Consider the following 17,222-nt stretch of genomic DNA (forward strand, 5'->3'; position numbering starts at 1 on the left):
TTTGAGCAAAAATATAAAGTCTTTTTGAACTTTTTTACAAAAATAAAAATCAGTAGACTCGAGTTCCTACTGATTTTTGTTATGGTTCGTTTGGATTATGCAGCCAAAACTTTGCGTCCTTTACGACGACGAGCTGCCAATACGCGACGACCGTTTTTAGTTGACATACGGTTACGGAATCCGTGTTTGCGCGCACGACGAAGTTTACTTGGTTGATAAGTACGTTTCACGATGAATACCTCCTCATAGATTTTGTATTCGTTTAGCCGGCTATAAAGTGATCAGTTACTAAACATACTTTACTATTCTATCTGATTCTTTCACTTTTGTCAATAGCTCTAGGCAAATGTTTCCAGCTTTTTGGCGCTTTTTCGAATGTAAGCCCTATCTACGATACTGTTTCAAGAAACGAGTCATTTTTTCTTGGATTTGGGCTAGTTCATCAACACGAGGAAGGTAAACGATACGGAAGTGATCTGGTTCCTGCCAATTGAACCCGCGGCCATGAACCAAGAGAACCTTTTCCTGCTTCAAGAAATCAAGAACAAACTGCTCATCATCATCGATACGGTACATATTGCGGTCTATTTTAGGGAAGATATAGAGTCCAGCCTTGGGTTTAACCGCAGACAAACCTGGAATATCTTGAATGGCATTGTAGATGAAGTTTCTTTGCTCATAAATTCGTCCACCAGGAAGAAGCAATTCATCGACTGATTGGTGACCACCCAGAGAAGTTTGTACGACCTGTTGAGCCAAAACGTTAGAGCAAAGGCGCATATTAGATAGCATATTGAGACCTTCTATATAGCCTTTAACATGTGTCTTAGGTCCAGACAAGACCATCCAACCCACACGGAAACCAGCGATACGATGCGATTTAGACAGACCATTCATGCTGACACAGAAAACATCTGGTGCCAAGCTCGCCACAGGCGTATGCACATGTCCATCCATGACCATGCGGTCGTAAATTTCATCCGCAAAGATAATCAAATCGTTTTGACGGGCAATCTCAATAATCTCCAACAAGAGTTCCTTAGGATAAAGGGCTCCAGTTGGATTATTTGGATTGATAAGGACGATTGCCTTGGTATTGGAAGTGATTTTTGACTTGATATCGTCAATATCTGGGTACCATTCTGCTGCTTCATCACAGACATAGTGAACGGCATTTCCCCCAGCTAGGCTGACAGCTGCTGTCCAGAGAGGATAGTCTGGCATTGGCACCAAGACCTCATCCCCGTTGTCCAAAAGCCCCTGCATGGACATGACAATCAGCTCACTGACACCATTTCCAAGGTAGATGTCATCAATATCTACATTTGGGAATTTCTTCAATTGGCAATACTGCATGATGGCCTTACGGGCTGAGAAAATCCCTTTGGAGTCAGAGTAACCTTCACTATCACGCGCATTCATAATCAAGTCATGAATGACTTCGTCTGGTGCTGTAAAACCAAATTCTGCTGGATTTCCTGTATTCAGACGTAAAATCTTTTCTCCATTCGCTCGCATCCGCATGGCTTCTTCCAAAACAGGACCACGGATATCATAAGCAACATGCTCTAACTTACTAGACTTGTTATATTCTTTCATCTTGTTTCCTCAATTCATCAGGATAGTAACATTATACCACTAGAAAGAAAATGCGACAAGTTTGCTGAAATGTGTTACTAAAATCCTACAGAAGAAAAACCTCACTAAAAGCGAGGTCAAACAGGGAAGATAGCAGGTATTTTGCCAAAAAAACATTACATACCAAAAGATAAACCTAGAAAAAGCAAGGCTAAAAAGGAGTCATAAAGAAGATTGAACATGAGAAAAAGTCCCCATATCATCAAGTAATCCCAACGCCCACTTCGTTTTGCAACTAGGAATAAGATTAGATGGTAGAGTACATGAAAGACTAAAAATCCGATAAAACCTGGATAAAGAAACGGTACCAGACTCTCTAATTGCCAGATCATGATAACTTCTAGCAAGACTGAAACTAGGATGATTCCATAATAAAGGAAATTTGAATTTTTTGTTTCTTGAAAAGAGTTTTTCATCATTCTCCCTCCCTTCACTTCTTTCCTGCTATCCTTTCTTTTATTTTATCATATATTTATATAGATTTTAAGCGCTAACATTCTTTTGAAAAATACTTTTTTTGCTTTACTTCTGTATTGAAAAGGTTTACAATTATAGTAAGAAAATTTCAGGAGGTTTCATTATGGCACAACGTTACCAAAATATTATGGTCGCAATCGATGGTTCTAAAGAAGCGGACTTGGCTTTTGTCAAGGGAGTTCATTCTGCTCTACGAAACGACGCTAAACTCACCATCGCACATGTCATTGACACACGCGCTCTCCAAAGCGTATCCACCTTTGATGCTGAAGTTTACGAAGAACTCCAAGTCGACGCTGAAAGTCTGATGAAAGAGTACGAAAAACGTGCTAAAGATGCTGGGGTGGCAGATGTTCATATCGTCATTGAAATGGGAAATCCAAAGACCCTACTGGCACGTACTATTCCAGATGCAGAAGAAGTTGATCTCATTCTCGTTGGTGCAACTGGTCTCAACGCCTTTGAACGCCTCTTGGTTGGTTCTTCATCTGAATACATTCTCCGCCATGCTAAGGTTGATTTGCTGGTTGTGAGAGAACAAGAAAAAACCTTATAATCACAAAGAAAAGGAGCTCAGCGCTCCTTTTTGTTTACTATTTATACTCTTCAAACCACGTCAACGTCCATCTACAACCTCAAAACAGTGTTTTGAGCAGCCTGCGGCTAGTTTCCTAGTTTGCTCTTTGATTTTCATTGAGTATTATTTCTCTCTTTATGGCGTTCATAAGCCTTGAGTTGGCGCTGCAGTTCCTTTTTAATAGCAGGTTCTGGAGCATATTTTTCTTCCCAATCATCTGGCTTTAAGATTTTGTGGGTCACTGGATCAAAATGAGCCTTGCCATCTGGGAAAATTTTCCCCATATTGGCCTGATGGACAATGTCAAAAATACGTTCTGGGTCCACCCCCATCAAGACAAAACTACCGTAGGTAAAGTAAAGCGTGTCAATCAAGGCATCCACTTGCCCTATCAAATCTTGCTGGGCAGGCGTCTTCTTGGCTACTTTATCTGCCGCCTTATCAAGAGCTTGATGAAGTTGCGATAGAGCTTGATCAAAGTCCTCTTCAGAAGGGCTGGCAGCTCTAACAAACTCCACCAATTCTTCTATTTTAAAGCCAGCCCTGTGGGTTGCACCTTCTAAATCCCAAGCTCGAGGTTCTTCTTGGGTTCGTTCATCCATCATATGGTGGAAGGTCTTGACCTTATTGAAATGATAGTCACGGCTGACAAAGACTTTTTCTGAGGCCAGAACACCAAAATGTTCCAGGGCCTTGTGGATTCCGTCTTGCTGATTGCTGGTAGTGATGTGCTTGGCAACTTCCTTGACACTGCTACTACCATTTCCCATAGCGACCGACATACCGACACCCGCCAGCATTTCTAAGTCGTTATCTGAGTCACCAAAGGCCATGACTTGGTTGAGATCAAAACCATATTCTTTCCCGACTCGGCGTATGCCTTCCAATTTAGAGTTTCCTTGATTGATGACATCTGCTGCAAAAGGATTACTACGTGTCAATTTCAAGTCTTCAAAATCAACTGCCGCCTTCTCAGATTCTTCTGGCGTCATCAGCATTAATACTTGGTAGATAGGCTGATTCATCAGGTGAAGCAGGTCTTTTTCCTTTTGAGGAACAACCTTGCTGACCATGCGATTAAAGGAATGACTCACCGTCCGAGTTAAAACAGAGGGAACGAAGCGACTGATTCGTTGAGAAAAAGAACCCAGACCAAAGGACATGATTTTAGAACCCAACATGGCATCCTTGGTCCCTAGGGCAATCTCCTTGCCCTCTTTTTTAGCATAAGTAATTAGATGACGCAAATGTAACTTGGAAATTGGGCTCGTGAACAAGACTCTTTCTTTATTAAAGATATACTGGCCATTGTAGGTTACCGCAAAATCCAGGTCCAAATCGTCCATCAATTCCTTAACAAAAAAAGGTCCTCGACCCGTTGCTACACCAACTAGTACTCCTTGTTCTTTGACAATCTTAATCGCGTCCTTAGTGGATTTCAAAACACTCTTGCGATCGTTGACCAAGGTTCCATCGATATCAAAAAAAACAGCTTTGACTTCCATCCTATCCCAATCTCCCCTTTTGTGATACAATGATTATACCACATTTCAGAAAGAGTGAGTAAATCATGCCTAAGAAAATCCTTGTTTTACATACGGGTGGAACTATTTCCATGCAGGCCGATGCTTCTGGCGCTGTTGTGACGAGTTCAGATAATCCCATGAACCATGTGTCCAATCCTCTTGAAGGAATCCAAGTCCACGCCTTGGACTTTTTTAACCTGCCAAGCCCCCATATCAAACCCAAGCATATGCTGGCTCTCTACCAGAAAATTAAAGAGGAAGCGGCTAACTACGATGGAGTGGTAATCACACACGGAACCGATACTTTAGAGGAAACAGCCTATTTCCTTGATACCATGGAGGTTCCCCATATGCCTATCGTTCTAACAGGTGCCATGCGCAGCTCCAACGAACTCGGTAGTGACGGTGTTTATAATTATCTGAGCGCTTTACGAGTGGCTAACGATGACAGGGCTGCTGACAAGGGAGTTTTGGTCGTTATGAACGATGAAATCCACGCTGCCAAGTATGTTACCAAAACGCATACAACCAATGTCAGTACCTTCCAGACTCCAACACACGGACCTCTTGGTCTGATTATGAAACAGGAAATCCTCTACTTTAAAACAGCTGAACCTCGTGTCCGCTTTGACCTTGATCACATACAAGGATTAGTCCCTATCATCTCGGCTTATGCTGGTATGACAGATGAGCTGATTGATATGCTGGATTTGGAACAATTGGATGGTTTGATTATCCAAGCCTTCGGAGCTGGTAATGTTCCCAAAGAAACGGCTCAAAAATTAGAAAGCCTTCTGCAAAAAGGAATCCCAGTCGCCCTGGTTTCACGATGCTTTAACGGTATCGCTGAACCTGTTTATGCCTACCAAGGTGGGGGCGTGCAGTTGCAAAAGGCAGGTGTCTTCTTTGTTAAAGAACTCAATGCCCAAAAAGCCCGCTTGAAACTCCTCATTGCCCTCAATGCCGGACTAACAGGGCCAGCTTTGAAAGACTATATGGAAGGCTAAACCTCTTCTCTAAAAACAAATCAGGAAATCTGCACGATTCCCTGATTTTTTCTATTTACGTTTTCGTGTTGAGCGACGTTCTGTCAAACCATGAGGTAAGAGAACTTCACGTTCTTCCAACTCTTCCTTGTGCATAATCTTAGTCAACATACGCATACTAATAGCACCAAGGTCATAAAGAGGTTGGGCAATAGTTGTCAAGTTTGGACGGGTAAAGCGTGAGATTTGTGAATCATCACTAGTAATGATTTCAAATTCTTCTGGTACTGACACACCCTTATCAGCAAGACCGTTCAAGACACCTGCTGCCAATTCATCACCTGTTACAACTGCTGCAGTTGCGTTTGATGAAATCAAGCGTTCTGCCAAGGCATAACCGTCTTCATAAGTGTATTTGGATTCAAATACCAATCCTTCGCTATAAGAAATACCTGCTTTTTTCAAGGCTTCCTTGTAGCCAACCAAACGAACCTTACCATTGATATCATCCACTAGTGGACCGCTAACGAAAGCAATGCGCTCATTTTCTTTAGCAAGGTAGGTTACTGCATCAATCGTTGCTTGTTTGTAGTCAATATTGACACTTGGAAGCTGATGTTCTACATCCACAGTTCCTGCAAGAACAACTGGTGTTCGAGAACGAGAAAACTCTGAACGAATTTTTTCAGTCAAGTGGTAGCCCATAAAAATGATACCATCCACTTGCTTAGAAAACAGTGTATTAACCACTGAAACTTCCTTGTCATCATCCTCATCACTATTGGCAAGGACGATATTATACTTGTACATTTCAGCGATATCATCAATCCCTTTGGCAAGCGTTGAGAAATAACCATTGGTAATATTGGGGATCACAACACCGACAGTGGTTGTCTTTTTACTTGCAAGACCACGCGCCACTGCATTTGGACGGTAATCCAAACGATCAATCACCTCAAGCACTTTTTTACGAGTATTCTCTTTTACATTCTTATTGCCATTGACTACACGGCTAACCGTCGCCATTGAAACTCCTGCTTCACGGGCGACATCATAAATCGTTACTGTATCGTCTGTATTCATTCCATTTCCTTTCTATATCATACCTCACGAGACTCCAAAAAAAGAGACGGTATGAAAATTTCGTTTTCATGATTCCACTTATTCCATTTTATCACTATTTGTAAACACTTTCAAGTATTTTTTGAAGATTGTTTGAAAAAAATTTCATAGGAAGCTATGTTTATGAAGAAAAAATCACCTTTTCTTGATTTTTAATCCTATTTGCTGTATGATAAGGGAAAAGAAAGGGGGAAGAAATATGGCTTTTACCAATACCCACATGCGGTCTGCTAGTTTTGGCATTGTTACCAGCTTGCCTGATGACGTTATTGACTCTTTTTGGTATATCATCGACCACTTCTTAAAAAATGTCTTTGAATTGGAGGAGGAACTCGAGTTTCAATTGCTTAATAACCAAGGAAAAATTACCTTCCACTTCTCAAGTCAACATCTCCCTACAGCCATTGATTTTGATTTTAACCATCCCTTCGACCCTCTTTATCCCCCGAGAGTCCTGGTTTTAGATATGGACGGTAGAGAAACTATCCTCCTCCCAGAAGAAAATGACCTATTTTAAAACTCTAGCCTTCAGTTACAAACGACTGAAAACTAGAGTTTTTTCTATTTTTTCAAAGCATTATACAAGTTGCGGATCGGTTTCTTTAATGTCGGATGGATAAAATGAGGCGCAATTTCCTGTAAGGACTCAAGGACAAAAAGGCGTTCCGCTATGTAAGGATGAGGCAAGATAAGGTCATCTGTATAAAGAATCTGATCCTCTACAAAGAGCAAGTCCAAATCAATCAAACGAGGTCCCCAATGCACTTCTCTCACCCGTCCCATCTCTGACTCAATAGCTAACAAGGTCTCTAATAGAACTGGGGCCGGCAACCAGGTTTCAACCTCAACCACTTGATTAGCAAAGCTATCCTGCTCCACACCACCCCAAGGCTCCGTCGTCAAGACACTGGACTCTTTGAGAATATGGATGCCACGAGCTCGCAGTTTGTCAATGGCTTGTTTCAAGTTTGCTTGCTTATCCCCCATATTGCTTCCCAGGGCGATAAAGGCTCGTTGCTTGCGGCGATGGATGGTTACTGAGCAAGTATCTAGCGGCAAATGTACTGGCGCCCAAGGTTTTTTCAGTTCCAGCTTGATTTCTTGGACAAGAGGATAAGTTTCAAAGGTACGTTCTACCAGTTTGTAGGCTACCGTTTCAATCAAGTCCTCAGTTGTTTCCTGAAACCAAGTCGTCCACTGCTGACACAGTTCTCCATAATGGACAGAGGCTGTTAAATCCAAGTCTGTAGCCGCCTTGGTCATATCATAGGATAGGATTGCGGAAATAACAAACTTCTGCCCCAATTCTTTCTCACTAGGAAAAAGACCATGATAGGCAAAAATTTCCAAATCCTTAATCTGCAGTTGATCCATAACTAGTCCTTTCTAGAAAAATCCGCTTGAAGCGGATTCTTTTTATAGCCCCATTAAACGATAAGCCTGATCACGGAGGTCCTTATCTGTTTCAAATAGACCACGAGCTACTGTCGTCAAGGTTGCTGTGCCTGGTTTTCTGACACCACGCATACTCATACACATATGTTCCGCCTCAATGACAACAAAGGCTCCTTTAGCACCTAGATAGTCCATCAAGGCATCGGCCACTTCGATATTCAAACGTTCTTGAATTTGTGGTTTTTTCGAATAAACTTCAACCGTACGGGCAAGTTTAGACAAACCTGCCACACGGCCATCTGGAATATAGGCAATATGCGCTCTCCCATAAAATGGTAGAAAGTGGTGTTCACACATAGTATGGAAAAAAATATCCTTTTCTACCACCATATTATCGTCGATAATCTCAAAGGATTTTGACAAATGTTCCTCCGCTGTTTGACCAAGACCTGAAAAAATCTCTTGGTACATACGGGCCACACGAGCAGGCGTTTCCTGCAAGCCCTCACGGTTAGCGTCCTCTCCGACAGCCTCGATAATCATTTTTACAGCTGCTTCAATCTTTTGTGTATCCATTTTCGTTCTTCCTCTCCATCAGATAGGCCCTCACTTGGCTCAAGAAATACAAGGAACCCGTGATAATCCTAACTGTTTTTTTCTCTTCTTTTTTATCTGTCAATTTCTGCTCTAGAAAATCCTGCCAACCTTGGTAGCTGAGATTTCTAGACTTAGCTCCCTCTTTCAGCACGCTTTGATCAGTCGCCCGACTATCGTCAAAATGTGTCAGGGTAAGCTCGGTATCTGGCATGGCCCCCAGCAAGTCCAACATATCCTCCAAGGCCTTGGTTTTGATACAAGTAAAGAGGATTTCCTTACGATAATCCGCAAAGCGTTCTTGCAAGGTTGCCAATAAAGCCTTAATAGCATGGGGATTGTGGGCTCCATCCAAAATCATCAAGGGATCTCTTGACACGATTTCCAAACGCCCTGGCCAACTTGTTTCTTCCAAGGCTTGAGCAAGCAAGGTATTAGCTGGTAGCTCTCGACCATCTTCTTGACAAAAAGTATCAAGTAAAGCTATAGCCATCCCAGCATTCTCTATCTGGTGCAAACCAAGCAGGCCAGTCTGAAAGCGACCTTGTCTGACAACACTTGTATAGTCAAAGACTTCACCTGTTACCACACTCTCTTGGTGACTAACTTGATAATCTTTCCCATAGGCAAGTCTCGGCGCATCTTTCCCTTCCGCAATGCGGTCAATCACAGCCAAAGCTTCTGGAGCAATACGACCTGTCACCAAGGGAATACCTTGTTTGATAATACCAGCTTTCTGCTCTGCTATGGCTTCCAAGGTATCACCAAGTAGGGCTACATGGTCCAGTCCAATAGTCGTGATGCCTGTTAGAATAGGCTGGCAGACATTGGTACTATCCAAAAGTCCACCCATGCCCACTTCCATGATAGCCACATCTACTTGCTCTGAGGCAAAGTAGTCATAGGCCAAAGCTGTGATAATCTCAAACTCGGTTGTCTCCTTCAAATTGGCAGCCACTTCCCTTTCCAACAAAGACTGATAGTCTGCCATGAGGGCTTCTAGTCTAGCCTCTGGGATAGATTCCCCATTGATGCTAATCTGATCTGTGTAATGAATGAGATAGGGCGAGCTGAAAACACCAACTCTCAGCCCCATCTTTTCTAGCATATTTTTCAAAAAAGCAATGGTCGAGCCCTTGCCATTGGTTCCTCCGATATGGATAACCTTGAGTTTGAGATGGGGATTGCCACGCAACGCTAACAGTTCCACCATGCGTTCCAAGCCAAAATGCGGTTGGTCCGTCCGATAGTTAGCAATCCACTGATTATTTTCAAATTCTTTCATCTTATTTATATTGTTTTAAATCTAGATTTTCCGCTTCATCAGCCAGACGAATAGCGGAGGCAATTTCAACTGCCATCCTGTGACTAGCTACATCATGCACGCGCACCACTTCCACACCCTGTCTTGCAGCAATACTGGTTACATGAGCCGAAGCCGTGTCCCGATTGCGGAAACCAAGCTCTGTCTCAGGATCGACTTCAAAGCCATTTTCTTCAAGAATATTGATGACAAATCGCTTGCGCGACACTCCGAGAAAGATTGGATAGCCTTTCTGATGGAGTTTATCCAGGTCCCGTAAAAGAAGCAGATTTTCTTTCTTGGTCAGACCAAAGCCAATTCCTGGATCCAACAAGATATTTTCTTGTGCAATACCAGCTTCCTCTGCTCTCGCTAGTGCTCTGTCAAAGAAAGCCTCCATCAATTCTTCGATTAGCATTTTTTCAAAGTCAGCTAACTCTTCCTCTGTAAAAGCTTGACCAAAACCAAAATGAGGAAAGATGAGCGAGCTAGGGTGCTGAGGTCTCGCCATAACTGGATTAAACATGATGACCACTTTCGCTCTCGCTTTAGCTACCACATGGGCCATTTTTTCATCACCCATGAGACCAGTAATATCATTAACTAGATTGGCACCAGCAGCCAAAGCAGCCTCTGCCACCTGACTTTTCCAAGTATCAATAGAAATGAGGACATCACTTTCCTTGCGAATCGCTTTAATCACTGGAACAACACGCTGGATTTCCTCTTCTATCTCAACATAGCTACTTCCCGGCCGAGTCGATTCTCCGCCGATATCGAGCATACTGGCTCCTTCCGCTATCAATTTACGAGCCTGCTGGAGTGCCTGCTCAAGAGCAAAAAATTGACCACCGTCCGAAAAGGAGTCTGGGGTTACATTGATAATTCCGCAAATAGCTGTCTTTACATGATTAGCTTTAGTTGACATATCGGTCACTCCCTCAAGGTTTTTCACCATATTATTTCTCTATTTTACCATAAAAAGAAAAAGATGGACACGATTGCATTCATCTTTTTCCCAGTAGAAACAAGTAAGCAATTGTCAAAAATCTTAAACAGAGATCCCTAATGTCCGACTCATGATCACCACAAGAGCTAACAAACAGAAAAAAACTCCATTAACAATCATGTGAAGTAAGATAGACATTTCCAAACGTTGGGTTTTATAAACTGTCCAAGTTAGCACAGTTGACATGCCACCATAGATTAAAAGAGAAGGCAGATTTGTTGGTAGATGCAGCAAAGCAAATACAATTGCACCTATTATGTATCCCAAATTTTCATTTCCTCTAAAAATCTTTTTAGGAATTATACCTCGACATAAAATCTCCTCACAAATAGGAGCTATTAGAACCAGTAAGAAAAAACTGGAAATTAAGGAACTATTCTGGACCAAATCATTAATATTTGATTGATTGCTGGTTGTTGTTTCATTCATCAAACGCAGTAAGACCACACCAAGAATATTAAAGGCAAGAATCACTAGATAGCTTAAAGCCAATCTAGCCAAATCCTTAGCCTTGAAAAACGATAAACCAAAACTAGCCAACTGTGTTTTCCTAGCACCTATTATAAATACAGTTAAAACCACAAGAGATAAGGCCCCTACTAATAGTCCAGTTTGAAGCAGTGGAAATTTTCTGCTAGTTAGAAAAGTTGCTAGGGCTAAAGGAAACTGAGAAAATAAAAGCCCTACTAGAAAGATTATTAACCACTTCCCCCTGTTTAATACTTCACCCCAAATATTCTTTTTTATCATCAATCATACTCCTACCATTCAATCAAAATCACCTACCTAGTTTGAAGCAATTTTCAAGTAACTATAATATAAAAAGGGGAGAACCCCTTTTTATATTATAGCATTTATAGTGCCATGCTGATGTAGTTAAGGATAAACAAGGCATCCAAAATCCAAATCATGACATGAACATCTTTAGCTTGACCTTTGACAAGCTTAGTCAAAGTGTAAGTCAAGAAACCAACTGCAATCCCTTGAGTGATAGAGTAGCTGAATCCCATAAAGATAGATGTGAAGAAAGCAGGAACCGCTTCAGACATATCGTCCCAATGGATATTTTTCAAGCTAGCCAACATCATAATCCCAACGATAATCAAGATTGGAGCTGTAGCGGCTGTTGGTACGATCGCTAGAAGTGGACTAAAGAAGCTTGAGATCGCAAAACAGATAGCTACAACCAAGGCTGTCAAACCAGTACGTCCACCTGCACCAATACCAGCAGCAGACTCAACATAAGTCGTTACGTTTGAAGTACCTGCAATGGCACCAATTGAAGTACCAATCAAGTCAGAGTAAAGAGCCTTGTCCAACTTAGCTGATTGGTGATTTTCACCATTTGTCGCTACGATACCAACTTTTTCACCTGTACCGATCAAGGTACCAATCGTGTCAAAAATATCTGTCAATGAGAAGGCAAGAATGGCCATCAAAGTTTCAGGCAAGCGAGCTGTATCTGAAATCAAAGCTCCCAAACCTTCTGAACCAAGAGCTGCACCAAAGACTGTCTTCAAATCTTCAAAGGCTGCACCAACATGGTTATTAGCAAAATCGATGCTAGACAAATCTACCAAACCAACTGCGATAGCAAGAACAGTTGTTGTCAAGATAGAAAGGATAATTCCCCCTTTAATCCCTTTAATGACAAAGAAGATAGTAATGGCAAGTCCTGCAAGAGCCACCAAAACAGCCGGATTATTAAAGCTGACCAAGCCTGGAACTGCTGAAGCATTTGCTGTAATCGCTGCTTGAGCTTTATCAGCCCCTTCTCCTGCAACCGTGTAATTTCCTGGATCGATAGAGAATTTCAAAAGTCCAGCATTCTTAATCCCCACGTAGGCAAGAAAGACACCGATACCAGCTGAAATAGCTGAACGAAGGGCGTTTGGAATCGATTCAATGATCATTTTACGAACATTTGTCAAGGTAATAATCAATGAGATAATTCCACAGATGAAGACCATAGCTAGGGCTTCTTGCCATGAATAACCAAGCCCGAATACAACTGTAAAGGTAAAGAAGGCATTGAGTCCCATACCTGGCGCTTGAGCATATGGCAAGTTGGCGTAGAAGGCCATCATCAGGGTACCAGCAACTGCACCGATAATCGTTGCGAGGAATACACCCTGAGCAGGCATTCCTGTTTGCGAAAGAATTTGTGGGTTTACAAAGAGAATATAGCTCATTGCAAAGAAAGTTGTTAAACCAGCGAGAACCTCTGTACGAACGTCTGTACCGTTCTCTTTTAGTTTAAATAATTTGTCCATTATCAATCTCCTTTTAATTTTTACGAACAATAATAGAATTATATCATTTATCATTCACTTTTTCAATATCTTTGTTTGATTTATTTAAGAATTTGATGAAATTTCTTTTTTTGTTTCGAATCTGCTTTTCTGCCTGCTTTCTGTTATAATAGTAGACATCTTATCTGAAAAGACACTAGAAAGGTCCCTATGACGAAAAAAATTATTGCAGTTGACCTGGATGGAACCCTGCTCAACTCAGACAGTCAGATTTCTGACTTTACCAAAGAAACCATAAAAAAAGTTACTGGAAAAGGGCATCAGGTTATTATTACGACAGGGCGCCCTTACCGAATGTCAAAAGATTTCTACCGTGAATTAGGCTTAAATACTCCTATGATTAATTTCAATGGCTCCCTTACTCATTTACCAGACCAAGTTTGGGATTTTGAAAAGTGTCTAACTGTAGACAAAAAATATCTGCTAGATATGGTTCGACGTTCAGAGGACATTCAAGCCGATTTTATCGCTGGAGAATACCGTAAAAAATTCTACATTACAAATCCTAATGAAGAAATTGCCAATCCCAAACTATTTGGCGTAGAAGCTTTCCACCCTGAAGATCAATTTCAACCTGAATTAGTGACCAAAGATCCTAACTGTATCCTATTACAGACCAGAGCCAGTGACAAGTATGCCTTGGCAAAAGAAATGAACGCCTTCTACCAGCATCAACTTTCTATTAATACCTGGGGAGGTCCACTCAATATCCTTGAGTGTACCCCAAAAGGTGTCAACAAAGCCTTTGCTTTGGACTACTTGCTCAAGGTAATGAACCGTGACAAAAAAGATTTGATTGCCTTTGGAGATGAGCACAATGATACCGAAATGCTTGCTTTTGCTGGGAAAGGTTATGCAATGAAAAATGCCAACCCAGAGCTACTCCCCTATGCAGATGAGCAAATTTCCTTGACAAATGACCAAGACGGAGTTGCCAAAACCCTGCAAGACTTATTCTTATAGTCCATTCTGACCAGCTTGCGAGCTGGTCTTTGTGCTCTTTTCACAGTCTCATCAACCAGTTAATCGATTGTTCCATTTTTTGCCTCCAAAACCTTGGAAAAGGCTTTCTTTTGTGATATAATTCACATATAAATACAAGAGAGCTCGTCACACTCGACTCTGTTGACACAAAATCAATCCAGTCCTGTTGTCCCTGTTCTCGGTCAATATCAAGGAGGATAGCTATGAAAGCTGTTGTTGTAAATCCAGAAAGCACTGGTGTTGCTGTTGAAGAAAAAGTACTCCGTCCACTTGAAACTGGGGAAGCACTTGTAGAAATTGAATACTGTGGTGTTTGCCACACTGACCTCCACGTTGCCCATGGTGACTTTGGTCAAGTACCAGGCCGTGTTCTAGGACATGAAGGTGTTGGTATCGTTAAAGAAATTGCCCCAGATGTAAAAAGCCTTAAAGTCGGCGACCGCGTCAGCGTTGCTTGGTTCTTTGAAGGATGTGGCACTTGCGAATACTGTACAACTGGTCGCGAAACCCTTTGCCGTACAGTGAAAAATGCCGGCTACTCAGTAGATGGTGGTATGGCTGAACAATGTATCGTAACTGCAGACTATGCTGTTAAAGTTCCTGACGGACTTGATCCAGCCCAAGCCTCTTCTATCACATGTGCTGGTGTAACAACCTATAAAGCTATAAAAGAAGCAAAAGTTGAACCAGGTCAATGGGTTGTTCTTTACGGCGCTGGTGGTCTTGGTAACCTAGCTGTTCAATACGCTAAAAAAGTATTCAATGCTCATGTTATCGCAGTTGATATCAACAATGACAAACTTGCCCTTGCAAAAGAAGTAGGTGCTGACATTGTTATTAACGGCCTAGAAGTTGATGATGTACCAGGACTCATCAAGGAAAAAACTGATGGAGGAGCTCATTCAGCTGTCGTAACTGCTGTATCTAAAGTTGCCTTCAACCAGGCTGTTGACTCAGTTCGTGCTGGTGGTCGCGTTGTCGCTGTCGGCCTTCCTTCTGAAATGATGGAACTCAGCATCGTGAAAACAGTTTTAGATGGAATCCAAGTCATCGGCTCTCTTGTAGGAACTCGTAAAGACTTGGAAGAAGCCTTCCAATTCGGTGCAGAAGGTTTAGTAGTTCCAGTTGTTCAAAAACGTCCAATAGAAGATGCTGTAGCCATTTTCGACGAAATGGAAAAAGGTCAAATCCAAGGACGTATGGTACTCGACTTCACCCACTAATCTATTAGAAACCTATTTTAAAAGTTGGAATACGCTTCCAACTTTTTTATATTAAATTTTTAAATAAGGATTCAAAAAAACTTCTCTAAAACTCAATATATCAATATTTTCAGATGTAATCTTTTTAATTATTTTATGATAAATAGTTGATTTTTAGATGAAAACGGTTTATACTTAAAAAGTCTTAAAGTTTTCTTAAACGAAAACTAAAACAAAAAAGGAGGAATGACAATAATGAGTATCGGAATCATTATTGCGAGCCACGGCGAATTTGCTGCGGGTATTCATCAGTCAGGATCTATGATCTTTGGTGAACAAGAAAAGGTTCAAGTTGTAACCTTTATGCCAAATGAAGGTCCTGATGATCTATACGCTAAGTTTAATAACGCTGTTGCTGCATTTGACGCAGAAGATGAGGTTCTAGTTTTGGCTGACCTTTGGAGTGGATCTCCATTTAACCAAGCTAGCCGCGTGATGGGAGAAAATCCTGAGCGTAAGTTTGCCATCATCACAGGACTTAACTTACCGATGTTAATTCAAGCCTACACAGAGCGCCTCATGGACGCTGCTGCAGGTGTAGAAAAAGTCGCTGCGAATATTATTAAAGAAGCCAAAGATGGCATCAAGGCTCTTCCAGAAGAGCTAAACCCAGTTGAGGAAGTAGCAAGCGCTGCAGCTGCTCCAGTTGCCCAAGCTGCTATTCCAGAAGGAACTGTCATCGGAGACGGTAAACTCAAAATCAACCTTGCCCGTCTAGACACTCGTTTACTTCACGGTCAGGTTGCAACTGCTTGGACTCCAGATTCAAAAGCAGATCGTATCATCGTTGCTTCAGATAACGTAGCTAAAGACGAATTACGTAAAGAATTGATTAAACAAGCAGCTCCAGGTAAAGTGAAAGCAAATGTTGTTCCTATCCAAAAACTAATCGACGTTGCAAAAGATCCTCGCTTCGGAGGAACACATGCCCTTATCTTGTTTGAAACACCTCAAGATGCCCTTCGTGCTATCGAAGGTGGCGTGCCAATCAAAACTCTTAATGTTGGATCAATGGCTCACTCAACTGGTAAAACAATGGTTAACAACGTTTTGTCTATGGATAAAGAAGACGTTGCTACATTTGAAAAAATGCGTGACCTTGGTGTTGAATTTGATGTACGTAAAGTACCAAACGACACCAAAAAAGATTTGTTTGACTTGATCAACAAAGCAAACGTGCAATAATCGATTTTATGAAAGGATTTTAAAGATGTCTATTATTTCTATGGTTTTAGTAGTCGTTGTAGCCTTCCTAGCAGGTCTTGAAGGTATCCTCGACCAGTTCCAATTCCATCAACCAATCGTAGCTTGTACCCTTATCGGTCTTGTTACTGGTAACCTTGAAGCAGGGATTATCCTTGGTGGTTCTCTTCAAATGATCGCCCTTGGTTGGGCTAACATCGGAGCTGCCGTAGCTCCTGACGCTGCTCTTGCCTCTGTTGCTGCTGCCATTATCATGGTTCTTGGTGGCGACTTTACTAAGACAGGTATCGGTGTTGCCCAAGCGGTTGCTATCCCTCTTGCAGTTGCTGGTCTATTCTTGACTATGATTGTCCGTACACTCTCTGTCGGATTGGTTCACACTGCTGATGCTTCTGCTAAAAAAGGTGACTTCAAAGCAGTTGAACGTGCTCACTTTGTCGCACTTCTTCTTCAAGGTCTTCGTATTGCAGTCCCTGCAGCACTCCTTCTAATGGTACCAACTGAAACAGTACAAAGCATTCTAAATGCTATGCCTGATTGGCTCAAAGATGGTATGGCTATCGGTGGTGGTATGGTTGTTGCCGTTGGTTACGCTATGGTTATCAACATGATGGCAACTCGTGAAGTATGGCCATTCTTCGCTATCGGTTTCGTGCTTGCTGCCGTGTCAGATATTACTCTAATTGGATTTGGTGCTATCGGTGTTGCTATCGCTCTTATCTACCTTCACCTTTCTAAAACTGGTGGAAATGGTGGCGGAGGAGCCGCAACTTCTAACGACCCAATCGGCGATATCCTAGAAGACTACTAAGATAAGAAAGGACTGAAAACATC

18 protein-coding genes are annotated in these 17,222 nt (G+C 41.8%); 7 read left to right on the forward strand and 11 right to left on the reverse strand.

What is annotated here, in order from left to right:
• Positions 1–95 precede the first annotated feature (95 nt).
• The 3 genes from rpmH to N8L90_RS04160 all read right to left on the reverse strand — a co-directional run bounded on the left by rpmH (position 96) and on the right by N8L90_RS04160 (position 2,057).
• Positions 96–230, reverse strand: coding sequence for a 50S ribosomal protein L34 (rpmH, locus tag N8L90_RS04150; protein WP_000831905.1), 135 nt, complete (start codon positions 228–230; stop codon positions 96–98).
• A gap of 154 nt (positions 231–384) precedes the next feature.
• Positions 385–1,599: a pyridoxal phosphate-dependent aminotransferase gene (locus N8L90_RS04155; RefSeq protein ID WP_000666476.1), complete on the reverse strand. Its 1,215-nt coding sequence runs from the start codon at positions 1,597–1,599 to the stop codon at positions 385–387.
• Positions 1,600–1,754: 155 nt separating this feature from the next.
• A complete protein-coding gene (locus N8L90_RS04160; protein ID WP_219967233.1) occupies positions 1,755–2,057 on the reverse strand; it encodes a hypothetical protein in 303 nt (100 codons plus the stop codon).
• A 161-nt stretch (positions 2,058–2,218) separates the two neighbouring features.
• Here N8L90_RS04160 and N8L90_RS04165 point away from each other — a divergent pair, with 161 nt between their 5' ends.
• Entirely contained in the window at positions 2,219–2,671 is a 453-nt protein-coding gene (locus N8L90_RS04165; protein ID WP_000079148.1) for a universal stress protein, read from the forward strand.
• Between the two features lie 134 nt (positions 2,672–2,805).
• On the opposite strand, the gene N8L90_RS04170 is transcribed toward N8L90_RS04165, so the two are convergent.
• Positions 2,806–4,197, reverse strand: coding sequence for a Cof-type HAD-IIB family hydrolase (locus N8L90_RS04170; RefSeq protein WP_219967234.1), 1,392 nt, complete (start codon positions 4,195–4,197; stop codon positions 2,806–2,808).
• Between the two features lie 65 nt (positions 4,198–4,262).
• Here N8L90_RS04170 and N8L90_RS04175 point away from each other — a divergent pair, with 65 nt between their 5' ends.
• Positions 4,263–5,225 carry an asparaginase gene (locus N8L90_RS04175; protein ID WP_261024303.1) on the forward strand — a complete coding sequence of 321 codons (963 nt, stop codon included), beginning with the start codon at positions 4,263–4,265 and terminating at the stop codon, positions 5,223–5,225.
• Positions 5,226–5,276: 51 nt separating this feature from the next.
• Here N8L90_RS04175 and ccpA read toward each other — a convergent pair whose 3' ends face one another.
• Positions 5,277–6,287, reverse strand: a complete 1,011-nt coding sequence (ccpA, locus tag N8L90_RS04180) for a catabolite control protein A (RefSeq protein WP_001090627.1) — start codon at positions 6,285–6,287, stop codon at positions 5,277–5,279.
• A 238-nt stretch (positions 6,288–6,525) separates the two neighbouring features.
• Here ccpA and N8L90_RS04185 point away from each other — a divergent pair, with 238 nt between their 5' ends.
• Entirely contained in the window at positions 6,526–6,843 is a 318-nt protein-coding gene (locus tag N8L90_RS04185) for a DUF960 domain-containing protein (RefSeq protein WP_000886035.1), read from the forward strand.
• A 44-nt stretch (positions 6,844–6,887) separates the two neighbouring features.
• Here the strand turns inward: N8L90_RS04185 and folK are convergent, their stop codons facing one another.
• The 6 genes from folK to N8L90_RS04215 all read right to left on the reverse strand — a co-directional run bounded on the left by folK (position 6,888) and on the right by N8L90_RS04215 (position 12,900).
• A complete protein-coding gene (gene folK, locus N8L90_RS04190) occupies positions 6,888–7,700 on the reverse strand; it encodes a 2-amino-4-hydroxy-6-hydroxymethyldihydropteridine diphosphokinase (protein ID WP_261024305.1) in 813 nt (270 codons plus the stop codon).
• A 42-nt stretch (positions 7,701–7,742) separates the two neighbouring features.
• Positions 7,743–8,297 (reverse strand): GTP cyclohydrolase I FolE, encoded by a 555-nt coding sequence (gene folE / locus N8L90_RS04195; RefSeq protein WP_000380916.1) that lies wholly within the window; start codon positions 8,295–8,297, stop codon positions 7,743–7,745.
• Positions 8,278–9,600 carry a bifunctional folylpolyglutamate synthase/dihydrofolate synthase gene (locus N8L90_RS04200; RefSeq protein WP_261024306.1) on the reverse strand — a complete coding sequence of 441 codons (1,323 nt, stop codon included), beginning with the start codon at positions 9,598–9,600 and terminating at the stop codon, positions 8,278–8,280. The genes folE and N8L90_RS04200 overlap by 20 nt, the downstream gene beginning before the upstream one ends.
• A 1-nt stretch (position 9,601) precedes the next feature.
• Positions 9,602–10,576, reverse strand: coding sequence for a dihydropteroate synthase (gene folP / locus N8L90_RS04205; protein WP_261024307.1), 975 nt, complete (start codon positions 10,574–10,576; stop codon positions 9,602–9,604).
• A 93-nt stretch (positions 10,577–10,669) separates the two neighbouring features.
• The gene (locus N8L90_RS04210) at positions 10,670–11,377 is read right to left on the reverse strand and encodes a CPBP family intramembrane glutamic endopeptidase (RefSeq protein WP_261024308.1); all 708 of its coding nucleotides are present in this window, start codon (positions 11,375–11,377) and stop codon (positions 10,670–10,672) included.
• Positions 11,378–11,481: 104 nt separating this feature from the next.
• Complete coding sequence (locus N8L90_RS04215) at positions 11,482–12,900, reverse strand: NCS2 family permease (RefSeq protein WP_000359256.1); 1,419 nt, start codon at positions 12,898–12,900, stop codon at positions 11,482–11,484.
• A 189-nt stretch (positions 12,901–13,089) separates the two neighbouring features.
• Here N8L90_RS04215 and N8L90_RS04220 point away from each other — a divergent pair, with 189 nt between their 5' ends.
• The 4 genes from N8L90_RS04220 (at position 13,090) to N8L90_RS04235 (ending at position 17,199) form a co-directional block, all read left to right on the forward strand.
• The gene (locus N8L90_RS04220; RefSeq protein ID WP_084926982.1) at positions 13,090–13,902 is read left to right on the forward strand and encodes a Cof-type HAD-IIB family hydrolase; all 813 of its coding nucleotides are present in this window, start codon (positions 13,090–13,092) and stop codon (positions 13,900–13,902) included.
• A 224-nt stretch (positions 13,903–14,126) separates the two neighbouring features.
• The gene (adhP, locus tag N8L90_RS04225) at positions 14,127–15,146 is read left to right on the forward strand and encodes an alcohol dehydrogenase AdhP (RefSeq protein ID WP_000649181.1); all 1,020 of its coding nucleotides are present in this window, start codon (positions 14,127–14,129) and stop codon (positions 15,144–15,146) included.
• Positions 15,147–15,380: 234 nt separating this feature from the next.
• Positions 15,381–16,370: a PTS sugar transporter subunit IIB gene (locus tag N8L90_RS04230; protein WP_004258131.1), complete on the forward strand. Its 990-nt coding sequence runs from the start codon at positions 15,381–15,383 to the stop codon at positions 16,368–16,370.
• Between the two features lie 25 nt (positions 16,371–16,395).
• Entirely contained in the window at positions 16,396–17,199 is an 804-nt protein-coding gene (locus N8L90_RS04235) for a PTS mannose/fructose/sorbose transporter subunit IIC (protein ID WP_000022716.1), read from the forward strand.
• The last annotated feature ends 23 nt before the right edge of the window (positions 17,200–17,222 follow it).

Origin of the sequence: Streptococcus mitis, from assembly GCF_946190115.1 — a bacterium.
Lineage (GTDB): Bacteria > Bacillota > Bacilli > Lactobacillales > Streptococcaceae > Streptococcus > Streptococcus mitis_CO.

What these genes read in the sequence shown, in the direction of transcription:
- N8L90_RS04155 (WP_000666476.1), bottom strand. Translation starts at nt 1,599, where the DNA reads ATGAAAGAATATAACAAGTCTAGTAAGTTAGAGCATGTTGCTTATGAT.
- N8L90_RS04160 (WP_219967233.1), bottom strand. Translation starts at nt 2,057, where the DNA reads ATGATGAAAAACTCTTTTCAAGAAACAAAAAATTCAAATTTCCTTTAT.
- N8L90_RS04165 (WP_000079148.1), top strand. Translation starts at nt 2,219, where the DNA reads ATGGCACAACGTTACCAAAATATTATGGTCGCAATCGATGGTTCTAAA.
- N8L90_RS04170 (WP_219967234.1), bottom strand. Translation starts at nt 4,197, where the DNA reads ATGGAAGTCAAAGCTGTTTTTTTTGATATCGATGGAACCTTGGTCAAC.
- N8L90_RS04175 (WP_261024303.1), top strand. Translation starts at nt 4,263, where the DNA reads ATGCCTAAGAAAATCCTTGTTTTACATACGGGTGGAACTATTTCCATG.
- ccpA (WP_001090627.1), bottom strand. Translation starts at nt 6,287, where the DNA reads ATGAATACAGACGATACAGTAACGATTTATGATGTCGCCCGTGAAGCA.
- N8L90_RS04185 (WP_000886035.1), top strand. Translation starts at nt 6,526, where the DNA reads ATGGCTTTTACCAATACCCACATGCGGTCTGCTAGTTTTGGCATTGTT.
- folK (WP_261024305.1), bottom strand. Translation starts at nt 7,700, where the DNA reads ATGGATCAACTGCAGATTAAGGATTTGGAAATTTTTGCCTATCATGGT.
- folE (WP_000380916.1), bottom strand. Translation starts at nt 8,297, where the DNA reads ATGGATACACAAAAGATTGAAGCAGCTGTAAAAATGATTATCGAGGCT.
- N8L90_RS04200 (WP_261024306.1), bottom strand. Translation starts at nt 9,600, where the DNA reads ATGAAAGAATTTGAAAATAATCAGTGGATTGCTAACTATCGGACGGAC.
- folP (WP_261024307.1), bottom strand. Translation starts at nt 10,576, where the DNA reads ATGGTGAAAAACCTTGAGGGAGTGACCGATATGTCAACTAAAGCTAAT.
- N8L90_RS04210 (WP_261024308.1), bottom strand. Translation starts at nt 11,377, where the DNA reads ATGATAAAAAAGAATATTTGGGGTGAAGTATTAAACAGGGGGAAGTGG.
- N8L90_RS04215 (WP_000359256.1), bottom strand. Translation starts at nt 12,900, where the DNA reads ATGGACAAATTATTTAAACTAAAAGAGAACGGTACAGACGTTCGTACA.
- N8L90_RS04220 (WP_084926982.1), top strand. Translation starts at nt 13,090, where the DNA reads ATGACGAAAAAAATTATTGCAGTTGACCTGGATGGAACCCTGCTCAAC.
- adhP (WP_000649181.1), top strand. Translation starts at nt 14,127, where the DNA reads ATGAAAGCTGTTGTTGTAAATCCAGAAAGCACTGGTGTTGCTGTTGAA.
- N8L90_RS04230 (WP_004258131.1), top strand. Translation starts at nt 15,381, where the DNA reads ATGAGTATCGGAATCATTATTGCGAGCCACGGCGAATTTGCTGCGGGT.
- N8L90_RS04235 (WP_000022716.1), top strand. Translation starts at nt 16,396, where the DNA reads ATGTCTATTATTTCTATGGTTTTAGTAGTCGTTGTAGCCTTCCTAGCA.